20 protein-coding genes and 1 pseudogene are annotated in these 19,112 nt (G+C 57.1%); 16 read left to right on the forward strand and 5 right to left on the reverse strand.

Annotated features, from left to right (window positions below; genetic code table 11):
- The first annotated feature begins 300 nt into the window (after positions 1-300).
- Positions 301-741, forward strand: a complete 441-nt coding sequence (locus FJ145_12550) for a hypothetical protein (protein ID MBM4262244.1) — start codon at positions 301-303, stop codon at positions 739-741.
- 26 nt (positions 742-767) lie between these two features.
- Here the strand turns inward: FJ145_12550 and FJ145_12555 are convergent, their stop codons facing one another.
- Positions 768-1,394: a hypothetical protein gene (locus FJ145_12555; protein ID MBM4262245.1), complete on the reverse strand. Its 627-nt coding sequence runs from the start codon at positions 1,392-1,394 to the stop codon at positions 768-770.
- A 172-nt stretch (positions 1,395-1,566) separates the two neighbouring features.
- On the opposite strand from FJ145_12555, the gene rpmE reads away from it, so the two are divergent.
- The 13 genes and pseudogenes from rpmE (at position 1,567) to FJ145_12620 (ending at position 14,534) form a co-directional block, all read left to right on the forward strand.
- The gene (gene rpmE, locus FJ145_12560; GenBank protein ID MBM4262246.1) at positions 1,567-1,770 is read left to right on the forward strand and encodes a 50S ribosomal protein L31; all 204 of its coding nucleotides are present in this window, start codon (positions 1,567-1,569) and stop codon (positions 1,768-1,770) included.
- 128 nt (positions 1,771-1,898) lie between these two features.
- Complete coding sequence (prfA, locus tag FJ145_12565; protein MBM4262247.1) at positions 1,899-2,963, forward strand: peptide chain release factor 1; 1,065 nt, start codon at positions 1,899-1,901, stop codon at positions 2,961-2,963.
- Positions 2,964-3,005: 42 nt separating this feature from the next.
- Positions 3,006-3,914, forward strand: coding sequence for a peptide chain release factor N(5)-glutamine methyltransferase (gene prmC, locus FJ145_12570; protein ID MBM4262248.1), 909 nt, complete (start codon positions 3,006-3,008; stop codon positions 3,912-3,914).
- Positions 3,907-5,175 carry a UDP-N-acetylglucosamine 1-carboxyvinyltransferase gene (gene murA / locus FJ145_12575; protein ID MBM4262249.1) on the forward strand — a complete coding sequence of 423 codons (1,269 nt, stop codon included), beginning with the start codon at positions 3,907-3,909 and terminating at the stop codon, positions 5,173-5,175. The genes prmC and murA overlap by 8 nt, the downstream gene beginning before the upstream one ends.
- A gap of 2 nt (positions 5,176-5,177) precedes the next feature.
- Positions 5,178-6,467 (forward strand): histidinol dehydrogenase, encoded by a 1,290-nt coding sequence (gene hisD, locus FJ145_12580; protein MBM4262250.1) that lies wholly within the window; start codon positions 5,178-5,180, stop codon positions 6,465-6,467.
- 49 nt (positions 6,468-6,516) lie between these two features.
- The gene (gene hisB, locus FJ145_12585) at positions 6,517-7,104 is read left to right on the forward strand and encodes an imidazoleglycerol-phosphate dehydratase HisB (GenBank protein ID MBM4262251.1); all 588 of its coding nucleotides are present in this window, start codon (positions 6,517-6,519) and stop codon (positions 7,102-7,104) included.
- Positions 7,105-7,154: 50 nt separating this feature from the next.
- Complete coding sequence (gene hisH, locus FJ145_12590; GenBank protein MBM4262252.1) at positions 7,155-7,769, forward strand: imidazole glycerol phosphate synthase subunit HisH; 615 nt, start codon at positions 7,155-7,157, stop codon at positions 7,767-7,769.
- A gap of 93 nt (positions 7,770-7,862) precedes the next feature.
- Positions 7,863-8,597: a 1-(5-phosphoribosyl)-5-[(5-phosphoribosylamino)methylideneamino]imidazole-4-carboxamide isomerase gene (hisA, locus tag FJ145_12595; protein MBM4262253.1), complete on the forward strand. Its 735-nt coding sequence runs from the start codon at positions 7,863-7,865 to the stop codon at positions 8,595-8,597.
- Positions 8,597-9,673 (forward strand): hypothetical protein, encoded by a 1,077-nt coding sequence (locus tag FJ145_12600; protein MBM4262254.1) that lies wholly within the window; start codon positions 8,597-8,599, stop codon positions 9,671-9,673. The genes hisA and FJ145_12600 overlap by 1 nt, the downstream gene beginning before the upstream one ends.
- A gap of 382 nt (positions 9,674-10,055) precedes the next feature.
- Positions 10,056-11,297 (forward strand): hypothetical protein, encoded by a 1,242-nt coding sequence (locus FJ145_12605; protein MBM4262255.1) that lies wholly within the window; start codon positions 10,056-10,058, stop codon positions 11,295-11,297.
- 147 nt (positions 11,298-11,444) lie between these two features.
- The gene (locus tag FJ145_12610; protein MBM4262256.1) at positions 11,445-13,103 is read left to right on the forward strand and encodes a glycosyltransferase family 39 protein; all 1,659 of its coding nucleotides are present in this window, start codon (positions 11,445-11,447) and stop codon (positions 13,101-13,103) included.
- Positions 13,104-13,177: 74 nt separating this feature from the next.
- A pseudogene (locus tag FJ145_12615) lies at positions 13,178-14,007 on the forward strand (ABC transporter permease).
- 71 nt (positions 14,008-14,078) lie between these two features.
- The gene (locus FJ145_12620; protein MBM4262257.1) at positions 14,079-14,534 is read left to right on the forward strand and encodes a hypothetical protein; all 456 of its coding nucleotides are present in this window, start codon (positions 14,079-14,081) and stop codon (positions 14,532-14,534) included.
- Between the two features lie 60 nt (positions 14,535-14,594).
- Here FJ145_12620 and FJ145_12625 read toward each other — a convergent pair whose 3' ends face one another.
- The 4 genes from FJ145_12625 to FJ145_12640 form a co-directional block, all read right to left on the reverse strand.
- Positions 14,595-15,620, reverse strand: a complete 1,026-nt coding sequence (locus tag FJ145_12625; protein MBM4262258.1) for a hypothetical protein — start codon at positions 15,618-15,620, stop codon at positions 14,595-14,597.
- Positions 15,621-15,662: 42 nt separating this feature from the next.
- Entirely contained in the window at positions 15,663-16,685 is a 1,023-nt protein-coding gene (locus tag FJ145_12630; GenBank protein ID MBM4262259.1) for a hypothetical protein, read from the reverse strand.
- A gap of 157 nt (positions 16,686-16,842) precedes the next feature.
- Complete coding sequence (locus FJ145_12635; protein ID MBM4262260.1) at positions 16,843-17,127, reverse strand: hypothetical protein; 285 nt, start codon at positions 17,125-17,127, stop codon at positions 16,843-16,845.
- Between the two features lie 36 nt (positions 17,128-17,163).
- Positions 17,164-17,634, reverse strand: a complete 471-nt coding sequence (locus tag FJ145_12640) for a hypothetical protein (protein MBM4262261.1) — start codon at positions 17,632-17,634, stop codon at positions 17,164-17,166.
- A 477-nt stretch (positions 17,635-18,111) separates the two neighbouring features.
- Here FJ145_12640 and FJ145_12645 point away from each other — a divergent pair, with 477 nt between their 5' ends.
- Both FJ145_12645 and FJ145_12650 read left to right on the forward strand, forming a co-directional pair.
- A complete protein-coding gene (locus FJ145_12645; GenBank protein ID MBM4262262.1) occupies positions 18,112-18,804 on the forward strand; it encodes a YggS family pyridoxal phosphate-dependent enzyme in 693 nt (230 codons plus the stop codon).
- Positions 18,804-19,103 (forward strand): YggT family protein, encoded by a 300-nt coding sequence (locus tag FJ145_12650; GenBank protein ID MBM4262263.1) that lies wholly within the window; start codon positions 18,804-18,806, stop codon positions 19,101-19,103. Before FJ145_12645 ends, FJ145_12650 begins: the two co-directional genes overlap by 1 nt.
- Positions 19,104-19,112 lie beyond the last annotated feature (9 nt).

A 19,112-nucleotide genomic window follows, 5' to 3' on the forward strand; every position in this document is an offset into this window, starting at 1 on the left:
AATCGATCTTGTGAGCGCAAATCGTGAGTGATACCGAGAGTGTGGGGGCAACTTTGGGGGCAGTACTGTTTTTTTGAACTCAACATCTAATGAGATATTAAGATGTTAGAGGAAAAATTCGATTCCCTTCGGCACCATCCTTTACTCCTGAGGCCGCCGGCGAAGCAAGCGGCGACCGTCTAGCGTGGCTGGATTTCTTGGCGTAATCCCGTGCGTGAGATTCCAATCGGCTCCAGCAAAATTCGCCGTCAAATTTTCGTCGGGCAAAAGCGTTTGCCCAAAGCGCCGATGCATTAAAGTATGAAGCGCCACGTTACATTGTTGGGGTTTTTGCTGCTGTTCGCTCCCGGCTGCACTTACAATCTGGTCGGGGCAGATAAGGCCTACCATGAGGTTATTTCCGGCACCCTATTCGTGAATCCGATCACCGGTCGAGGGCAGGTAGAAGCCGAAGGGCTCATATCCAAAGTCCGGTGTGGTGGGCCGGCGAGCGTCAATAATTCGCTGCGAACTGTGGTGTCGGCGGAGCAGACCAGTGGCGGGGTGCTGCTGTGCGCGAACGGCAGGGTCATCAATGTTTCGTACTCCCGGTCGGAGCAGGGCAATATCGGCGTCGGTAAAGACCAGTATGGCAGCGTCTTCGATTTTGCTTTTGGTATGTCCAACGAAGAAGCCAACGCAAGAGTTACCGAATATCTGCAGCGCGCTTCACTGAGAGCGGTTCCGCCAAAGAGCCAGTAAGTTCTTGGGTGGTTGCCGCACTCTACTTATTGTGCCCATTCTGCATAGGCCAGCCGCTCCGTAAAAGCCACTTCCCTCTTGGTGTAAGCTCGATACTCGTTCGACATGCGGTCATGCGGATTGGTCGAGGTGATCTGCAGGAACTCATCGGCGAGGCTGACGGCCATGCGGGCTTTGCTGCCGGCGTCTTCGAGGGTGAACGTGCCGGCGTTTTTTTGTAGGGCGGTAACTTTGAAGCCGGCGCTTTCGCCCAGTTTGGCGACCGATTCCAAGATTTTGTCGGGCGCGCCCTTGGTCCGATAACGATACTCGTTGATGTACGGCACAGAAAAATAGCGCGCAGTCTCCATCGCTTTCACGATGCCGGCGGAGTCGAAATGGAATGTTGCCAAGACTCGTGTGTTGGTGATGACCGTAGTCGGTAGGGGTGGAATCGCGCCTTCCATGATCGGACTTCTTATGTTTTGGTATTCCGTCGCGGTGTCGGCGATATTATAAACCCAGAAAGTCTGCTCTTTGGGCTTGGCCACACCCAGAACGGCTTCGACTTCATTCTTGTGCGTCTGGCCAACCACGATCCGGCTGAGCTTGTGTTCGACGTCTGGCTGGGAGACGAAGGTGGGCTCTTGGGTGGCGCACCCTAGCAATGACATTAGGACCCAAGGGGCTATCAGCCTATAGTGACGGAGTTTCATGGCTGGCCATCATAGCGCATTACTGCAGCGTCGGAAATATTGCGCAAGTCCTGTGTGTCGCTGACTTGGCCGGACGGCGATTTGAACCGGCCGGGCCGATATGTTATTAAACTGGACTCCGAGGTAACTCATGAAAGAAGGCATCCATCCAGAGTACAAGAAGGCAGTTATCGCCTGTGCGTGCGGCTCGCAGGTCGAGACCCGCTCGACCCAAGGCACGATCCATGTGGAAATCTGCTCAAACTGCCACCCATTTTTTACGGGAAAGCAAAAGTTCATCGACTCGGCTGGCCGGGTTGAGAAATTCCGCAAGAAATATGGCCTCAAGAACTGACGTTTGCGTGGGACTTGCGCTGAATCTGAACTACTAGGTATCCAGGTCGGTACGAAGGGCAAAGGGCAGTGATCACCCTTTGCCCTTTTTTATTGGCAGAAATTTTCTTCCAGCGATTCGATTGAAGTATGCTTGATAAATTAGCCGAAGTAGAAAAGCGCTACGTCGAACTGGAACGGCTGATGGCCGATCCGCGGCTGCTCAATCAGCAGCGCGAGTATTCCAAGGTCGCCAAAGAACGCTCGGAACTGGAGGAAATCGTCAGCTGCTTTCGCGAATGGCGCAAGGTGGAGCAGGAGATTGCCGACAACCGCGAGCTGCTCGAAGAGAAAGACGAAGCGTTGCGAGAGATGGCCAAAGCAGAGCTGGCCCATCTGCGCCAACGCAAGGAAGAACTTGAGAGCAAACTGAAATTTCTCATCTTGCCGAAGGATCCTAACGATAGCAAAAACGTCATTTTGGAAATCCGCGCCGGCACCGGCGGTGACGAAGCGGCCTTGTTCGCCGGCGAGCTATTTAGAATGTACAGCCGTTACGCCGAAGGGCGCGGTTGGCGCGTTGAAATCATGAGCTCGAACCCAACCGGGCTGGGTGGCTTCAAAGAAATAATCGTCAGCATCGAAGGGCAGGGCGCCTACAGCCGGTTGAAATTTGAAGGCGGCGTGCACCGGGTGCAGCGGGTGCCGGTCACCGAGGGCTCGGGGCGCATTCACACCTCGGCGGTGACCGTGGCGGTGCTGCCGGAGGCTGACGAAGTCGAAATCGCCATCGACCCGAAGGATTTGCGCGTCGACGTGTTTCGTTCATCGGGACCCGGCGGACAGAGCGTCAATACCACGGACTCGGCGGTGCGTATCACCCATATTCCCACCGGCATCGTCATCTCCTGCCAGGACGAAAAGTCGCAGCATAAGAACCGCGCCAAGGGCATGAAGATTTTGCGCGCCCGCTTGTTGGAAAAGAAGCAGGAGGAACTAGCCTCTGAGATCGCTGCTACCAGAAAATCGATGGTTGGCAGCGGTGACCGTAGCGAGCGCATCCGCACCTACAATTTTCCGCAGGGACGTTTGACCGATCATCGCATCAACTTGACGATCTACCAGTTGGATCGGCTGATGGAAGGTCAGATCGATGAAGTGGTGGAGGGGCTGATCACGCACTATCAAGCCGAGGCGTTGAAGGCGACAAGTTAATTTTGTACGCCGTTCAAAAGTTCAAAGATTCGGTCGGTTCGCATGAACGAACAGGCATTTAAGGATTCTTCGCCGCGCACGGTCCGGGCCGAGCTCTTCTGCGGCGTTGAGATTCTGCGGCGCGCCGGCATCGAAAGCGCGCGCCTCGATGCCGAGGTTTTAATGTGCCATGCGCTCGCGGCAAGTAGGACCGAACTGTACGTGCGCTTTGAACAATTGCTAGCGCCCCACGAAATCAATGCATTCCAAGAATCGTTGCAGCGGCGCGCGCGCCATGAGCCGGCAGCGTACATCAGCGGGGCAAAGGAGTTCTGGTCTCTCGAGTTTGCCGTCGATACTAGCGTATTGATTCCTCGGCCCGAGACTGAGCTCTTGGTCGAATGGACGTTGTCACGGGCGCGCAAGCTCGGCGATGGGCGGTCGCTTAAGATTCTCGATCTGGGCACGGGCAGCGGCGCGATTGCGGTGGCTTTGGCGACGGAGCTGCCCGAGGCGCAGATGTGGGCCAGCGATGTTTCGCCGGCGGCGCTCGCAGTGGCAAGGAGCAACGCAAAACGGCATGGGGTGGAGCGGCAAATAAATTTTCTTAGCGGCGATTTGTTCGAGCCGCTGATGGATCACGATATTCGGTTTGATCTCATGGTGTCAAACCCGCCCTACATAGCGAGCCGGGAGTTGGCCGGCTTGCCACCCGAGGTTCGCGACTATGAACCGGTCGGTGCCTTAAATGGCGGCAAGGATGGATTGGCGTATTATCGCCGCATTGTTGCGGGCGCGGCGCGATGGTTAGCGCCCGGCGGTTCTCTCCTCTGTGAAATCGGTGCGGACCAGGGACAGGCCGTTGCGGGGCTGATCGTTCACGCGGATGGCTTCGACGCCCCGGAGATCCACCAGGATCTGGCAGGCAAGGATCGTGTAGTGATCGCGACGAAAGGCGGCGCCGGTGGATAAGATCGTTATCCAAGGCGGCCGGCGGCTCCACGGCGAAGTCTCGGTGAGCGGTTCGAAGAACGCCGCGCTGCCGATTCTCATTTCGTCGTTGTTGACCGGCGAGCCCTGCAGTTATCAAGACATTCCCAAGCTTGCCGATATTCGTACGACGTTGCGATTGCTGGTGGGGCTGGGCGCGCGAGTCGACCGCGACGCTTGGAATGACGGCAGCGGTGATTTGACGATCCAGGCTGGGCGGATCACGAATTTCGAAGCGTCCTACGACTTGGTCAAGACGATGCGCGCTTCGTTTTTGGTCATCGGCCCGTTGGTGGCGCGTTTTGGCGAAGCGCGGGTGTCGACGCCGGGCGGCTGTGCCATCGGCGCGCGGCCCATCGACATTCATCTCAAGGGTCTGGAAGCGCTGGGGGCGAGCATCGAGCAGAGCCACGGCTATATCGAAGCACGCGCGACCAAGCTGCGCGGCGCAAAGATCTATCTCGATTTCCCGTCGGTGGGTGCCACGGAAAATCTCATGATGGCGGCGGCGCTGGCCGAAGGCATCACGGTTATTGAAAATGCCGCCAAAGAACCCGAGATCGAAGACCTGGCAGCGGCGCTCAACGCCATGGGTGCCAACGTCGATGGCGCGGGCAGCGATATCATTATCATCGAAGGCGTCGAGCGGCTGCATGGCGTAACGCACCGGGTGATTCCCGACCGCATCGAAGCGGGCAGCTTCGTGATCGCCGCAGCCTTGACCGGCGGCGATGTGTTGGTCAAAGGCGCTCGTCCCGGCCACCTCGACTCGTTTCTGATCAAGCTCAAGGAAGCGGGTGTGATGCTCGAAACCGAAGCCGATGGAATTCGCGTCAAGACCAACGGCAAGATCAAGAGCGTCGACGTGAAGACGCTGCCCTATCCCGGCTTCGCTACGGATTTGCAAGCCCAGATGATGGTGTTGATGGCGGTGGCCAACGGCGTCAGCGTGATCACCGAGACGATTTTTGAGAATCGTTTCATGCATGCCCAGGAGCTTGACCGCATGGGGGCGCAGATCAAGCTCGAAGGCAACCGCGCCGTGGTGCGCGGCGTGCGCGAACTATCGGGCGCGCCGGTGATGGCGAGCGACCTGCGCGCCAGCGTGGCGTTGGTTCTCGCCGGCCTGGTGGCCAGCGGCACGACCGAGGTCTCGCGCGTCTATCATCTGGATCGCGGTTACGAGCGCATCGAGCAAAAGCTCTCGAACCTCGGTGCGCAAATTGCCAGGGTCAAAGAATAACAGTGAAAGTTAGACTGCTTAAAACTACCGACAGCGGCTTTGCCGACTTTGTCTCGAAGGTGCTCGATCGGCGTGGCAGCCGCGAGGGCGACGTTGAGAAACGCGTCGAGGAGATCGTCAGCGCGGTGCGCCAACAGGGCGACCGCGCGTTGTTTCGCTACACGCAGATGTTCGATCGCGTTACGGTCACTGCGGCGACAGTGGAAGTCACGCAGGGCGAAATCGACAGGGCGCTGGCGCAAGTCTCGGCGCAAGACCTGTCGACGTTGCGCCTGGCCGCCAAGCGCATCGCCAACTTTCACAAGAAGCAGCTGCAGAAGAGCTGGCAGTACCGCGACCCCATCGGCATGATTCTCGGCCAGCGCATCACGCCGCTGGAACGAGTCGGGGTCTACGTGCCGGGCGGCAAGGCTTCTTATCCGTCGACGGTTTTGATGAATGCGATGCCGGCGAAAGTCGCCGGGGTCAAAGAGATCATCATGACCTCGCCCATGGGTGAGCAGAGCGCGATCATTCTTGCCGCCGCCAAGCTCGCCGGCGTCGATCGCATCTTTCGCGTGGGCGGCGCACAGGCGATTGCCGCGTTGGCGTTTGGCACCGCGTCGATTCCGAAAGTCGACAAGATTGTCGGCCCTGGAAATATCTTTGTCGCGACGGCCAAACGCATGGTGTTTGGCGAGGTCAATATCGATTCCATCGCCGGGCCTAGTGAAATTCTTTTGCTCGCCGACGAAAGCGCAGAACCGGCGCATGTCGCTGCCGATCTCCTCTCGCAAGCGGAGCATGACGAGATGGCGGCGGCGCTGTGCGTGACGACGTCCGTGGCAATGGCGCAGCGGATTCAAACCGCGCTGGAACTGCAAATCGCTCAAACCAAACGACAGACGATTTCGCTCAAGTCCTTAACGAAATATGGCGCCATCATTGTCGCCCGCGGCGAGGCGGAAATGGTCGAGTTGGCCAACGCCATTGCGCCGGAGCACATCGAGCTGATCGTCAAGCGGCCAGAAAAATTGGCGGCGCAGATTCGCAACGCGGGCGCGATGTTTCTTGGCGCTTACTCAGCGCCGCCGCTGGGCGATTACATGGCGGGACCCAATCACGTCCTGCCGACGGGCGGTAGCGCGCGCTTTTTTTCGCCGTTGGGCACCTACGACTTTCTCAAACGCACCACGATTATCCACGCCGAGAAGAAAGCGCTGCGCAGTTTGGCGCCGAAGATTACCCATCTGGCGCGGCTCGAAGGCCTCGACGACCATGCGCGCTCGGTGGAGGTGCGGTTTAATAAATAGTTTCGAGTATTGGTTTCCGAGTTACGAGTCTCGTGACTGAAGAGGTTTTATGGGGCGAACCGCGAAAGTTGATCGCAAAACCAAAGAGACTGACATTTCAGTTTCTGTGAATCTCGACGGCACGGGTCAGGCGGAGATTGAAACCGGCATGCCGTTCTTCAATCACATGCTCGATGCCTTTTCGCGCCATGGCTTGTTCGACACCAAGATTCGCGCCAAGGGCGACCTTGAAGTCGATTATCATCACACCGTCGAGGACGTCGGTTTGACGCTGGGCCAAGCGTTCAAAGACGCGCTGGGCGACAAGCATGGCATTCGGCGTTTCGGCGAAGCGAGTTGTCCGTTGGATGAAACGTTGGCCAAAGTGGTGGTCGATCTCAGCGGCCGGCCCTATCTTTCTTACAACGTGAAAATTCGTCCGGGTCGGGTCGGCGATTTCGATACCGACTTGCCCCATGAGTTTTACGCAGCGTTCGCAAATCAATTGGGCATGAACCTGCACATCGACGTCGTGCGCGGTGAGAATCCGCATCATATTATCGAAGCATGCTTCAAGGCGTTTGCGCGGGCGATGGATTTCGCGACGCAGGTCGATCCGCGCATCGAAGGGATACTTTCGACCAAGGGTAGTCTGTAAACCAAAACTCATTGAAAACCGTTCCAGCCGTTTAAACGGCCATTACGACCATGATCGCCATCATCGACTACGGCATGGGCAACTTACGCAGCGTGCAGAAGGGGTTCGAGCGCGTCGGCTGCGCCGCCACTGTGACACGCGACGCGGGCCAAATTCACTCAGCCCGAGCCGTGGTGCTGCCCGGGGTCGGCGCGTTTAGCGCGTGCATGGAAAATCTCGCCAAGTTTGGTTTGGTCGATCCGATTCGCCAGACGGTCCGGTCGCAAAAGCCATTTCTTGGCATCTGCCTGGGTTTTCAATTGTTGTTTTCTGAGAGCGAGGAGTTCGGCATTCAAAAGGGCTTGGACCTCTTCCCCGGACGCGTGCTCGGCTTTCCGCACAACGAGTTGAAAGTGCCGCACATGGGCTGGAACGCGATCGCCAAAGAAAAAGACTCGCCGTTTTTGCAAGGTATCTCCAGCGGCGACTACGTTTACTTTGTCCATTCTTTTTACGTTGCGCCGCAGGATGATTCGCTGATAGCGACGACCACAGATTACGGGCGAGCCTTTGCTTCGAGCATCGCCACCGAGCGGCTGTTCGCCTGCCAGTTCCATCCGGAGAAGAGCCAGGAACTTGGCCTGAGAATACTGGCTAATTTTGGCCGCTTCGCTGAAAACAGTTGATATGGATAATGGAAATTGAAAATGCCGCAATCAGATCAGGCCTTCTGCCCTCAGTTCTTTTCAATTTTCAATTTTTAATTTTCAATTATTTTTATGCAGATCATTCCCGCCATCGATCTCAAAGACGGCAAGTGCGTGCGGCTGTTTCAAGGTGAAATGGACAATGAGACCGTCTATTTCGAGGAGCCGGTGGCGGCGGCCAAACATTGGCTCGCCGAGGGCGCGAGCTTTCTGCACATCGTCGATCTGAACGGTGCTGTCGAAGGGCGTCCGGTGCACACGAAAGAGGTCGCGGCGATTTGCGCGCAGCCGGGACTGCGGGTCGAGCTGGGCGGCGGTTTGCGTACGGTCGCCGCGGTGGAGACCGCGTTGGGACTCGGCGTCGACCGCGCCGTTATCGGCACGGCTGCCTATGATGATGCCGCATTTCTGCGAACGTTGTGCGAGAAATTTCCGGGAAGAATTGTCGTCGGCATCGACGCGCGCCAGGGCAAAGTCGCGATCAAGGGCTGGAAAGAGACCACTGCCCAGGACGCGGTCGAGCTGGCGCGGCGCTGCGAACAAGCTGGCGCAGCGCGCATTATTTACACCGATATCAACCGAGACGGCGCGAGCAGCGGCGTGAATCTCGATGAGACGGTGAAGCTTGCCCGCGCAGTGAAGATTCCGATTATCGCATCCGGCGGTGTGGCGACCCTCGACGATGTCCGCCGCTTATTGCCGCTCGAAAAAGAAGGCATCGAGGGCGTCATCGTCGGCCGTGCGCTTTATAATAAGGCATTTCGTCTGCGCGAGGCGGTCGCGGTGGGATCGTCGGCTGGCGCCTGATGAAAAAACTTTTCCAAAATTTCTGCCTGGTTTTTTTCGCGGTTCTCTTCACTCTTTTGATGGTGGAAGGCTTTGCTTGGTTTGCGCCCGACGGCGTGCTGCCAGCGCGCCTGCGCGATTTGCGCGATCAGCTCGATCGCAATCTCAAAGCCGACAGTTTTATTGCGCCCGACTCGGAGCTGATTTTCAAGATCAAGCCTAACCAGGACATGATAGTGAAGCATCCCGACTATCAGATGCGCGTCGTGACGCACCTCAATTTGCCGGACATCGGCTTTCGCGGCGGCAGCGTCGGCGGGCCGCCATGGGCGATAGCGGTGGGAGATTCTTTTACTTTCGGCCAGGGGGTTGATCACGAGGTTGTGTGGACGACGCTGCTGGCGAAATCGATCGGTAGAGAAGTGATTAACATGGGCGTGCCGGCTCAGGGCCCGTCACAGTATACGCGCATCCTCAAACGCTATGGATTGGCGCAGCGTCCGCGGGTGGTTTTCTATGGCTTTTATTTCAACGATCTTGATAGCGCAGTGCGCTTTCAGCGCAACCAGCGCGGCATACCGGTTCGCCGTTACTTGCGCGAACACTCGATCGTCTACAATCTCACGCGCAGCGGCAAATCGGCGAAGGCCCAGAAACCAGTGTTTTTCAAAGCGCCGGGGATCGAGTTGGCATTGGAGCCCGAAGGGCTGCGCCGTGAACTCGAACGACAAGCGGAGAAGTTCGATGAACGCTGGGCTGCCGTCAGCCGGGAAGTCGACGAAGCGATCAGAGTCAGCCAGGGGGCAGGGGTCAAGTTCGTGCTTCTGTATTTTCCTTCCCGTTGGGAAGTTCACTGGGAGCAGATCAAGGCGCCGCTCGATTTTCCGAGCCATCTCGACATGAATCGCGTGCGTCGTAAAGTGCTGGAATACTGCGGCAGCAAGGCGATCGCCTGCTTCGATCTTTCGCCCGCGCTCAAGCGCGACGCGGGCCAGAACAAACAGCTCTACTTTCGCACCGACGGCCATTGGAACATCGAAGGTAACCGCGTTGTTGCCGAGGCGATCCGAGAATTTGTCGGACAAAATCGATTCTAACGTAGAAATCCTACCTGCAATCGGCCTCAGTACCATGGGTGGCCGTCAAGTCATCATCGGGCTGGCAAGCGTGGTCATGGGCGTCGGGAGCCCCACTGAGCGCTTGGGTCGGTTTGCCCTGCCGGATTGGCTCCCATTTGTTGTCGTAAATGAACAGAATTGGCAACTGCCCAATTCGCAGGCTGGTTTTGCCTAATTTTATGCCAGAAAGCACCCCAAGGCAGCAAATTCTTGTTATTTTTCAAACGCTCTCTCGTGGCACGAACAGAAAACTACATGGCACCAAGATTGCGTTGGAGTTACATGATTTCATATTTCTGGCAAGAGTTGACGCCATTGTGTGAGATTTTCAGATGAAAAATTCTCTTGGAGGTAGGGTTCAATGAGGCTGCGCTGGTTCGCGTTAGGTATTTCGGGTTTTCTTTTTGTCGCTGGGCATAGTTTCGCTCAGGAGGACAAGCCGTTGGCGCCGGGCTGGTTGAGCCTGGACAGTAGTGTCGGTGTCCTCGACAAAGGCATTGCCAATGGCAAGTCGGCGCTGGAGAAAGCAGTTGGCATATCGATCGGTGGTTTTATCGATACCAGCTATGAGTGGAGTTCCAACCATCCGAAGAGTGCGCGCAACATCACCGGTCGCTATTTCGACAAAGATCACAACAAGATTTCGTTTAACTATTTTCATCTGGCGATTGAGAAGCCGGAAAAGGATTGGGGCGTGGGCTTCAAGCTGTCCGGCGATTTCGGCCGCGGTGGTGAATTGTTGCGCGAAGCTACCTTATGGGGCAGTCGCCTGAAGGATGAACCCTCGGCGGAATTGCGCGAAGCTTTTCTGACCACGACCATCCCGCTCGGCGCCGGCATCGGCATCAAAGGCGGTTTGTTCGTCACGCCGCTGGGCACGGAAATTCTCAATGCGCCGGGTGCGTACAACGATAACATCTCGCGCTCGTTCGCGTTCAACTATGGTGTGCCGCTACGCCATTTAGGCATGTTGTTCAGCTATCCGTTTCACAAAACCGTGACGGCGAGTCTTGGCGTAGTCACCGGCTGGGACAATCCGCGCGACAATAATCATGCGCCGTCGCTCTTGACGGGCATCAATTGGACTCCGGCCGATGCTTTCGGTTTGGCAAGCAATCTGATCTGGGGCCCAGAGCAGACGGGCACCAGCGGCTCGAAACGGCTGGCCTGGAGCAATGTCGCGACCATCAAGCCGATCGATCCGCTGACTCTGCTCGTGGAATATACCTTGGGTAGGGAGTCCAATATCGCCACGCCGACTCGGTCCAAGGACGATGCTTATTGGCATGCTATTGCCGCCATCGCGTCGTACAACTGGACTGAGCGCTTCAATACGGCGCTGCGCGGCGAAGTGTTCTTGGACAACGAAGCGGCGCGTACCTTCGGCTTCTTCGCTGCGACCGCGCCGCGGAGCGTCACGCTCGGCGAGTTGACCTTAACCACGAGCTACAAGTTTACGAAAATGTTTATCGGTCGGGCCGAAGTGCGCCAAGACTGGGCCAACAAGGGCGTCTATCAAAAGGCCGCAACAACGCCGACAGCAACCAAACGACTCTCGGCATGCAATTGCTTTACACGTTCTAACTTGCTTGCCTCCTGTTAGAACCAAAAAAGGAGCAGCTTCGGCTGCTCTTTTTTTGGTTGTAAGCAGCCAGTTTTAACTCAATCGCATTCATGCTGTAGCGTTTTTCGATTGCGCAGCTATCGATTTGCTAGAAAATCCATCGGGTGGTTGGTATTTTGGCGGGTGATGGGTTCCTCTCTCTTTCCTACGCCTGGGAGCTCAACGGCGGCAGGATGGCGCCAACTAAACACGCCTAAAAATTATCCGGTCTTCTTGTTGGTCCTTAGCTCGCTGATTTTTTTTACTGGCCTGGGCTCGCGTGATTTCTGGGCGCCGGTGGAGCCGCGCTATGGTGAGATCGCGCGCATCATGTTTCTCAAAGGCGAGTGGATCGTCCCCGCCGTCAACGGGGATCTCTACACAGATAAGCCGATTCTCTACTTCTGGCTGGTGCACTTTTTTTCCAAACTCGTCGGCGCGGTCAACGAATGGACGGTGCGTTTGCCCGCCGCCCTCGGCGGCATCGGCTTGGTGCTGGCTACCTACAAGCTCGGCAAGGAATTCTACACTCCACGAGTCGGCCTGTGGGCCGGTGTTGTCATGGCGACTTGTGTGCGCGTGATCTGGGAGGCGCGTTGGGCGCATCTCGACACGCTGTTTACGTGTTTCTTTACGCTGTCGATGTTGTTCGCGGCACGAGCGGTGCTCGACAAAGCGCAGCGCAACCAGTTTTTGTTTGCCTACGCGTGCATGGCCCTGGCAACCCTGACCAAGGGATTGATTGGCATTGTCTTGCCTGGGCTAGTCCTTGCGAGCTTCGTGATGATTAGGCGCGAATGGCGGTTGATTCTCGAAGCGCGCCTGGTGCCGGGAATCTTTGTCTTTCTCGCCATCGCCGCGCCCTGGTTCGTGCTCGTCAACCATGCGACCGACGGTAAGTGGCTCTACGATTTTATCTATCTCCACCATATTCAGCGCTACACCGACGGACTGGGCCATAGGGAACCCGTGTATTACTATTTGCGGACTCTACCGGTAGACTTCTTGCCCTGGACAATCGTCGCAGTGCCGTCTCTGTTTGTCTATCGGATCGACTGGAAGTGGTTGCGCCAACCGGCACGGCTGTTTTTGTTCCTGTGGTTTGCGGCGATTTTTGTTTTTTTCTCCGCCTCGGACACCAAGCCGGATCTTTATCTGCTGCCGCTTTTTCCGGTGGTGGCACTGTTCATCGCCAACTTCATCACGGCGTGGGCGGATGACAGCTTTGCTCAACACCGTTGGTACCGCGGCATTGTGGTCACCAGTTTTGGCATCATGGCGATTGCCTGTATGGCTTCGCCGATGGCTGCCCGGTTTGTCCGGCCAGATGCTTTTGTTCCGGCCCTTATCGCTGGCAGCGTGATGGGCGCAGGCACCCTGCTGACGGCATACGCGGCCTGGCGAAAGCCGATACCAATCATGTGTTGCGCTGTTGCCGGCACGATGGCCACCGGCATCGTTGCGCTGGCGTATTCGATTTTTCCATTCGTCGATCGCTTTAAGTCGCCACGGCCGGTTGCCGCGGCGGTCGCGGGCCATATCGCGGCGACGCCGCTCTATATCTATGCCGATTCGATGCACGATTATAATTTTTATGCCGGACGGAAATTGATTCCGGTGATTTCCACAGCCGACCGCTTGGACAAGCTCAGGCAGGAGGCGGGTTCGGGGTTTCTTTTAGTCAAACACAAAGATCTACGCGAGCTGGGCGGGCAGAATCAGGATCTGATTGACAGGAAAATCGCCGTCGACCAACGTGCGCCTGGGCGTTGGTGGTATCTCTTGCCGCTTGAGCCGAAACCGTAGCGGCGCATCGAATGCGTTGACACAATGGTCTCGATCAGCCGGTGTGGAAGCAATTCAGCGACTGGATATGGGGCATGACGCGGTTGGATTTCGGCGCGTCGATGTGGACTGGCCAGCCGGTGGCGCATGAGATCGCGATTCGCCTCGAGCTGAGCATCGAGTTAGCGCTGCTGGCGACATTTGTCGCCGTGCTGCTGTTGTTGCCGCTCGGCGTTCTCGCAGCGGTGAAGCAGGACACTTGGATTGATTATGCATTCGAGCGCGACGTGCTCTCAAGAGTTATCTACGGCGCGCGCACCGCGCTTTGGGTTGGCTTTGCTTCATCTTTGTTGGGTGCCTCCCTGGGCGCGCTGATCGGCGTGGCGAGCGCTTACTTTGGCGGCAAGGTCGATCTCTTGCTGCAGCGCTTCATGGACCTGCTATTGTCGTTTCCCCTGATCATTCTCGCGCTGGTGGTGGTTTCTCTGCTTGGCTCCGGCATGACCGACGTTATTTTTGCCATCACCGTGCCGATGATTCCTCGCTGCGCGCTGGTGCCGCGTAGCAGCGCGCTGGCGCTGCGTGAGATGCCCTTCGTCGAAGCCGCGCTCGCTCTGGGGTTTGGGCCGATGCATATTATTCTGCGCCATATGCTGCCCAACGTGATGGCGCCCGATCTGATCATGCTCACGGCCTTTCTCGGCCAAGCGATTTTGCTGGAGGCGTCGTTATCGTTCCTTGGCCTCGGCGTTGCCGAGCCCCAGGCCGCCTGGGATTAATGCTGCGCGGCGCCGCCGTCGACTTCGCCGAACGCGCGCCGTGGATGGCGATCTATGCGGGCATTGCCATCAGTTTGTCAGTTTTTGCGTTCAACCTATTTGGCGACTCCTTGCGCGATGCGCTCGATCCGAAACTGCGGATCTAAGAAATTGAAAATGGCGAGCCGGCCAAGGTATCTTTTACTATCTGCATAACTTGAGGAGATTGCGACCACGAATGTTCAAGTCATCTACTGTCAAAGCCATTATCTTTGTCTTGGGCGGCATCATTGCCGGCTATCTCATATTCTTTGATCTGCCGACGTTTTCCAAGCGCAATGAAGTTACGGGATCCATCGAGCATATGAATCGCGAGGCGGCGCAGCTCAACCGATCGTTGCCGTCCCTGCTCGATAAAGAGACCGAGCTGACTATTACCGAAGGCGCGGATCGCATGTTGATCTACAAGTACCGATTGATCAACGTTGCGGTCGGCCGTTTGGATCACGAGCGCTTTGCCGCCGAATCTGGGCCGAAGCTCAGGCTCGCCTCTTGCGCGACGCCGGGCACGCGCGATGACTTTCTCAAAAAAGGGATAAGTCTACGCTACTCGTATTTCGACAAGGACAAGCAGCATGTTGCGACGATCGACGTGACGCCGGAGGATTGCGGGTTTGACGCGTCACCGCGCTGATGGCGGCGACGCGTATCTCAAATCTCAGATTTCAAATCTCAAAAAAATCATACCCGGCGATTACTTTAGGATTTCTTTCGCCCGTGGGATCAATTTCGGGTCGAGATTGAAAACGTCCCTGACGTTGCGTTCCAATTCCGCTCCATCGAGCGGGTTTATATCCAAGCGCGCCTTGGTGGCGTCGGCGATGAATTCCGGATCTCTCATCGTGTCCATGAACGCTTTGCGCAGTATCTGCACGCGGTCCTTCGGCGTGTTCGGCGGCAGCACGAAGGGCCGCGCGGTCGGGCCAACACTGTGGACAATCGCTTTGACGAGCTTTTGACCTTCCTCGGTTTTGGCGTAGTTGATCGCGAGTGGCAGCTTTGGCTGGTCAGGATGAGCCTTTGGAATGTTTTGCAGAATCATCACGAGCTCGCCCGAGGCGAGCTCTTTGCTCCAGGTGGCTTTGAGCGATTCCCAAGAGTTACAAATGCCGTTCACTTCGCCGCTGCCGAAGGCGAGCCGGACGTCGGCGGTGCCTTTGTAGCCAGTTACTAATTGAAAGGGTAAACCAATCGCCGGCGCCAAGACTTTCGGAATGTCATCGGTGGCCGAGCCGGCACCGACGCCGCCGAATTTGATTATTGTCTTGCTGGATAACCACTGTTCGATGCTGGTGATGCCGGTGCTTTTGTGCACGCCGATCATGTAGTTGTCCTGCGCCGGCACGCCAATGTACTCGAACTTTTTCGATTCGAACTCGACGCCGGGTTTGCCGAGGAACTGCTGCAGGAACAGGCCGCCGATGAAATGGCCGATGGTGAGGCCGTCGGGTTTGGCGACCTTGTACATGTGATTGGCGGAGATCAAGAATCCCGCGCCGGGCATGTTGTCGACGATCAAGTTCGGGTTGCCGGCGATGTGTTTGCCCATGTGACGTGCCATGGTGCGCGCGTAGGTGTCGTAGCCGCCGCCGGCGGTGGCGCCGACGATGATGCGCACGGTCTTGCCGCGGTAGAAGTTATCCTGGGCCTGCGCCTGCAGGGACGCGAAGGGCACAATCAGTAAAGCGGCGAAAACAAGTTTCAACGAACCTCTGGCCATGAATCCTCCTCGTGGCGTCCCTTAGACGTGCACCGGGTGTGCTTACTTCAGTATCTCTTTGAGCTGGCTGACGATCGCCGGCTCGATCTTGAAAAGCTGGTGAACGATCTTTTCGATCTCCTCGCCGGTGAGGGGATCGGTGTCGAGGCGCGAGCGTTTGGCGTCGGCGATGAACTCGGGGTCTTTGAGGGTTTCAGTGAAAGCCTTGCGCAATAGCAGCACGCGATCTTTCGGCGTGCCTGGTGCGACCGCGTAGGGGCGGGTGATCATCGCTGGGTCGTGGCCGCCGAACTTGAGAATCTGCTTGGCGTTGTTGTCCGGCGCAAAGTCTGTCGCGTTGGGTACCTTCGGCAACTCCGGATGGGCTTTCGGGTTAACCTGCAGGACGACGAATACGTTGCCGGAGTCCAGCCCTTGGCGCCAAATCGATTTGATTGACTCCCACTGCCAACAGCCGCCGGCGACTTCGCCTGCCTCAGCTGCCAAGCGGACTTCGGCGGTGCCTTTATAACCAGCGACCAGTTGGATCGGCAGCTTCAAAGCCGCCAGCAATAGCTTGGCGGTATTATAAGTGGTATCGCCGGGCGCAACGCCGCCGACCTTCACCGGCGTTTTGGAATTGCGCAGCGCGTCGAACGTGGTGATGCCGCTGGCTTTGGTGAAGGCGCAGGCGACGTTGTCTTGAGTCGGAATGCCGATGTATCCGAATTTGCGAGCGTCGAATTCGATGCCAGGCTTGCCGACGACCTGGTTGATGACCTGGTTGCCGTGGAAATTGAGAATCGTCAGGCCGTCTGGTCTCGCGACCTTGTAGACGTGATTGGCCGCGAGCAGGCTCGCCGCGCCGGTCATGTTCTCGACGACGATCGCCGGATTACCGGGAATATGGCGGCCCAGATGGCGCGAGATCAAACGCGAGTAGGTGTCGAAGCCGCCGCCGGCGGAGAAGCCGACGATCAGTTTAATGGTTTTGCCCTCGTAAAAGGGCGCCGCCGCTACGGCCGACAGCGCTGTCGTGCCGAGGAACGCTAGCACAAGAAAGAACTTGCTAAAGAGTTTGATCATGCAGGCTCCTTCGCACACCGAGGAGATTTAGAGGAAATTAACTAGCAGCTTTTAGAGTGGTGTCAACGGGCGCGGAGAACGGGCGCAATAAATTGCGCCTCTACCCGCGGAGCAATGTGTTTTGCAGGGGCGTGATTTATCACGCCCGTTCTGCACATCAACGGTCTTGGCGCATCTCGGCTATTAGCTCTCGTTCCCATGCGCGGCTGCCGTCGGGCAGCCACTGGAAGCCGGGGTCGCGAATTTCGCCAGCGCGGGTGAATTTAGGCAACTCGGCAAGCGCGCGTTCGAGCACCGCTTCGTTGCGGCCACGATCATGCGGCGGGCCGAAGGTGCGGCCGACCGGATGGTCGACGAAAACGACACGCGGCGCGGTTACTTTGCTGATGATGTCGTGCGCGGTGCCGATTAGCAGCGTGGGAATGCCTTGGCCTTCGATCACGTGGGCGATGAGACCGACGGTCTCATGGCAGAACGGTCAATAGGGGACGAGCAGGGCAAGGTCGACTCGTGCCTCCTTCATATCTCTGGCAATGGCTGTCGCCAGCTCGTTCTCTATCTTAGCATGATCGCGCAAGCCGCCCATGCACGAGAAATGAAACGGCGCCAAGCTGCCGACCAATCCGCGCTTGACGAGATTGGCCAGCGCGGTGCGCGGAAAGACGATCTCTGGGTCCTGCTTGGGTACGCGGCCGATGCCCGAGTGGTGATCGATGATGATTTCTCCCGCTGTTGGATCGGATGGAACTTTGCGATAGCCGAAATCTTCGCGAGGAATGAACGGCTCTTGCTGCGTCAGGCGCAGCGCAGCGCTGGTCAGCAGCGCCACGCGCGACTGATTCAACGGCTTGGTTGCCGGGCACCACGCCGGCTTGGATGGTTTAACCAAAACCCGCGGTGGTTTGGGCGCCGAGTTTTGCGCCATGATCGGAAGATATTCGAAGGGCATAGCATCTCCTTTGCGTCGAAGTAACGTAGCACAAGCTTGCCCGGGGCTGCTAATGTGCCGATGTTGAAGCGATGCGCCAGCGGAAAATAGTTGTTCATGATGAGGCTTCAGGCGATCAAGCAAAGCTAAGAAATTCTGGGGGGACATAAAGGCCGCGCTGCCGAAGCGGTTCTGGCGACTCTGTTTCGCAAAGTATGCGCAGACGTCTCATTCGAGAGGCGGCTTGAACAAGATACATCGGCTCTGAAATTGCCTCGATCTCCGCGGTCCAGCTAGGTGCGGGCTGTTTGGTTCTCAGAGCGAGCAATTCCACCAGTGCTGCGGCGATCGCGAGCAGCTGCAAATGGGCGGCTTCTGGCCGAGGAATGAGATTTAGGCAGGGATGTTCACGGAGAAAATCTTGTGCCAAACCGCGCAGCTCAAGATTGTCAAGCCGAGGGTGAATTGTGAATCCCCTTATGATAAGCAAAATCCCTCATGATAGATGTCGCCGCGAATTACCGGAAGGTCTCGGATCGGATCGCACAAGCTGCGCTTCGATCTGGCCGACCAGGGACTGCTGTTAGGCTGTTAGCCGCCGCCAAGTCGCAGAGCGCTCACGCGGTTCGTGCTGCGATCGCCGCGGGTGTTTCGTTAATCGGTGAAAACTATGTTCAAGAAGCGCAGGAGAAGATTCAGCAAATCACGGTGCCAGCCGAGTGGCACATGATCGGTCACTTGCAGCGCAACAAAGCCAAGATGGCGGTGGATTTGTTCGACGTCGTCGAGTCCTTGGATAATCTTGCTCTGGCGCGCGAGTTGGACAAGGAAGGCAAGAAGCGGGGCAAGATTGTTCGCACGTTTATTGAGGTGAACCTGGCCGGCGAAGAGAGTAAGACTGGCGTCGCGAGGAGCCAGTTGACGGCGTTGCTCGACGGCATCGCCGAGCTGCCGAATCTTTGCGTTGAGGGTTTGATGACCGTGCCGCCGTTTCGTGAAAACTCAGAGGAAGTCAGGCCATTCTTTCGCGAGTTACGGGAGCTGAGCGAAAAACTCAGAGCGCAGAAAATCGCCAACGTGCATCCAACTGAGCTATCCATGGGCATGACCCACGATTTTTCAGTCGCGATCGAAGAAGGCGCGACGATCGTGCGTATTGGCACGGCGCTGTTCGGGCCGAGAAAGAGCTGATGTTCGTTTTGGCAAACTTGATCATCGCCTTTGCGCAAATCTTGGACTATGTGCTGTGGGCGTATGTCTGGATTTTGATTGGCCGGGTGGTGATTTCCTACGTCAACGCCGACCCGTACAATCCGCTGGTGCGCTTTCTGCATCTGGCTACCGATCCGATATTGGATCGAGTGCGCGCAAAGCTGCCGATGACCGCGGCCGGCTTTGACTTGTCGCCGATCGTAGTTTGGCTGGCCGTGCTTTTCTTGCAGCATTTTCTGGTGCGCACGCTTTTCGATATAGCGCACGCGTTGAGATAGACAACAGGA

The organism is Deltaproteobacteria bacterium (assembly GCA_016874755.1).
Classification (GTDB): Bacteria; Desulfobacterota; Binatia; order UBA9968; family UBA9968; genus DP-20.

What these genes read in the sequence shown, in the direction of transcription:
- FJ145_12550 (MBM4262244.1), top strand. Translation starts at nt 301, where the DNA reads ATGAAGCGCCACGTTACATTGTTGGGGTTTTTGCTGCTGTTCGCTCCC.
- FJ145_12555 (MBM4262245.1), bottom strand. Translation starts at nt 1,394, where the DNA reads ATGTCATTGCTAGGGTGCGCCACCCAAGAGCCCACCTTCGTCTCCCAG.
- rpmE (MBM4262246.1), top strand. Translation starts at nt 1,567, where the DNA reads ATGAAAGAAGGCATCCATCCAGAGTACAAGAAGGCAGTTATCGCCTGT.
- prfA (MBM4262247.1), top strand. Translation starts at nt 1,899, where the DNA reads ATGCTTGATAAATTAGCCGAAGTAGAAAAGCGCTACGTCGAACTGGAA.
- prmC (MBM4262248.1), top strand. Translation starts at nt 3,006, where the DNA reads ATGAACGAACAGGCATTTAAGGATTCTTCGCCGCGCACGGTCCGGGCC.
- hisB (MBM4262251.1), top strand. Translation starts at nt 6,517, where the DNA reads ATGGGGCGAACCGCGAAAGTTGATCGCAAAACCAAAGAGACTGACATT.
- hisH (MBM4262252.1), top strand. Translation starts at nt 7,155, where the DNA reads ATGATCGCCATCATCGACTACGGCATGGGCAACTTACGCAGCGTGCAG.
- hisA (MBM4262253.1), top strand. Translation starts at nt 7,863, where the DNA reads ATGCAGATCATTCCCGCCATCGATCTCAAAGACGGCAAGTGCGTGCGG.
- FJ145_12600 (MBM4262254.1), top strand. Translation starts at nt 8,597, where the DNA reads ATGAAAAAACTTTTCCAAAATTTCTGCCTGGTTTTTTTCGCGGTTCTC.
- FJ145_12605 (MBM4262255.1), top strand. Translation starts at nt 10,056, where the DNA reads ATGAGGCTGCGCTGGTTCGCGTTAGGTATTTCGGGTTTTCTTTTTGTC.
- FJ145_12610 (MBM4262256.1), top strand. Translation starts at nt 11,445, where the DNA reads ATGGGTTCCTCTCTCTTTCCTACGCCTGGGAGCTCAACGGCGGCAGGA.
- FJ145_12620 (MBM4262257.1), top strand. Translation starts at nt 14,079, where the DNA reads ATGTTCAAGTCATCTACTGTCAAAGCCATTATCTTTGTCTTGGGCGGC.
- FJ145_12625 (MBM4262258.1), bottom strand. Translation starts at nt 15,620, where the DNA reads ATGGCCAGAGGTTCGTTGAAACTTGTTTTCGCCGCTTTACTGATTGTG.
- FJ145_12630 (MBM4262259.1), bottom strand. Translation starts at nt 16,685, where the DNA reads ATGATCAAACTCTTTAGCAAGTTCTTTCTTGTGCTAGCGTTCCTCGGC.
- FJ145_12640 (MBM4262261.1), bottom strand. Translation starts at nt 17,634, where the DNA reads ATGCCCTTCGAATATCTTCCGATCATGGCGCAAAACTCGGCGCCCAAA.
- FJ145_12645 (MBM4262262.1), top strand. Translation starts at nt 18,112, where the DNA reads ATGATAGATGTCGCCGCGAATTACCGGAAGGTCTCGGATCGGATCGCA.
- FJ145_12650 (MBM4262263.1), top strand. Translation starts at nt 18,804, where the DNA reads ATGTTCGTTTTGGCAAACTTGATCATCGCCTTTGCGCAAATCTTGGAC.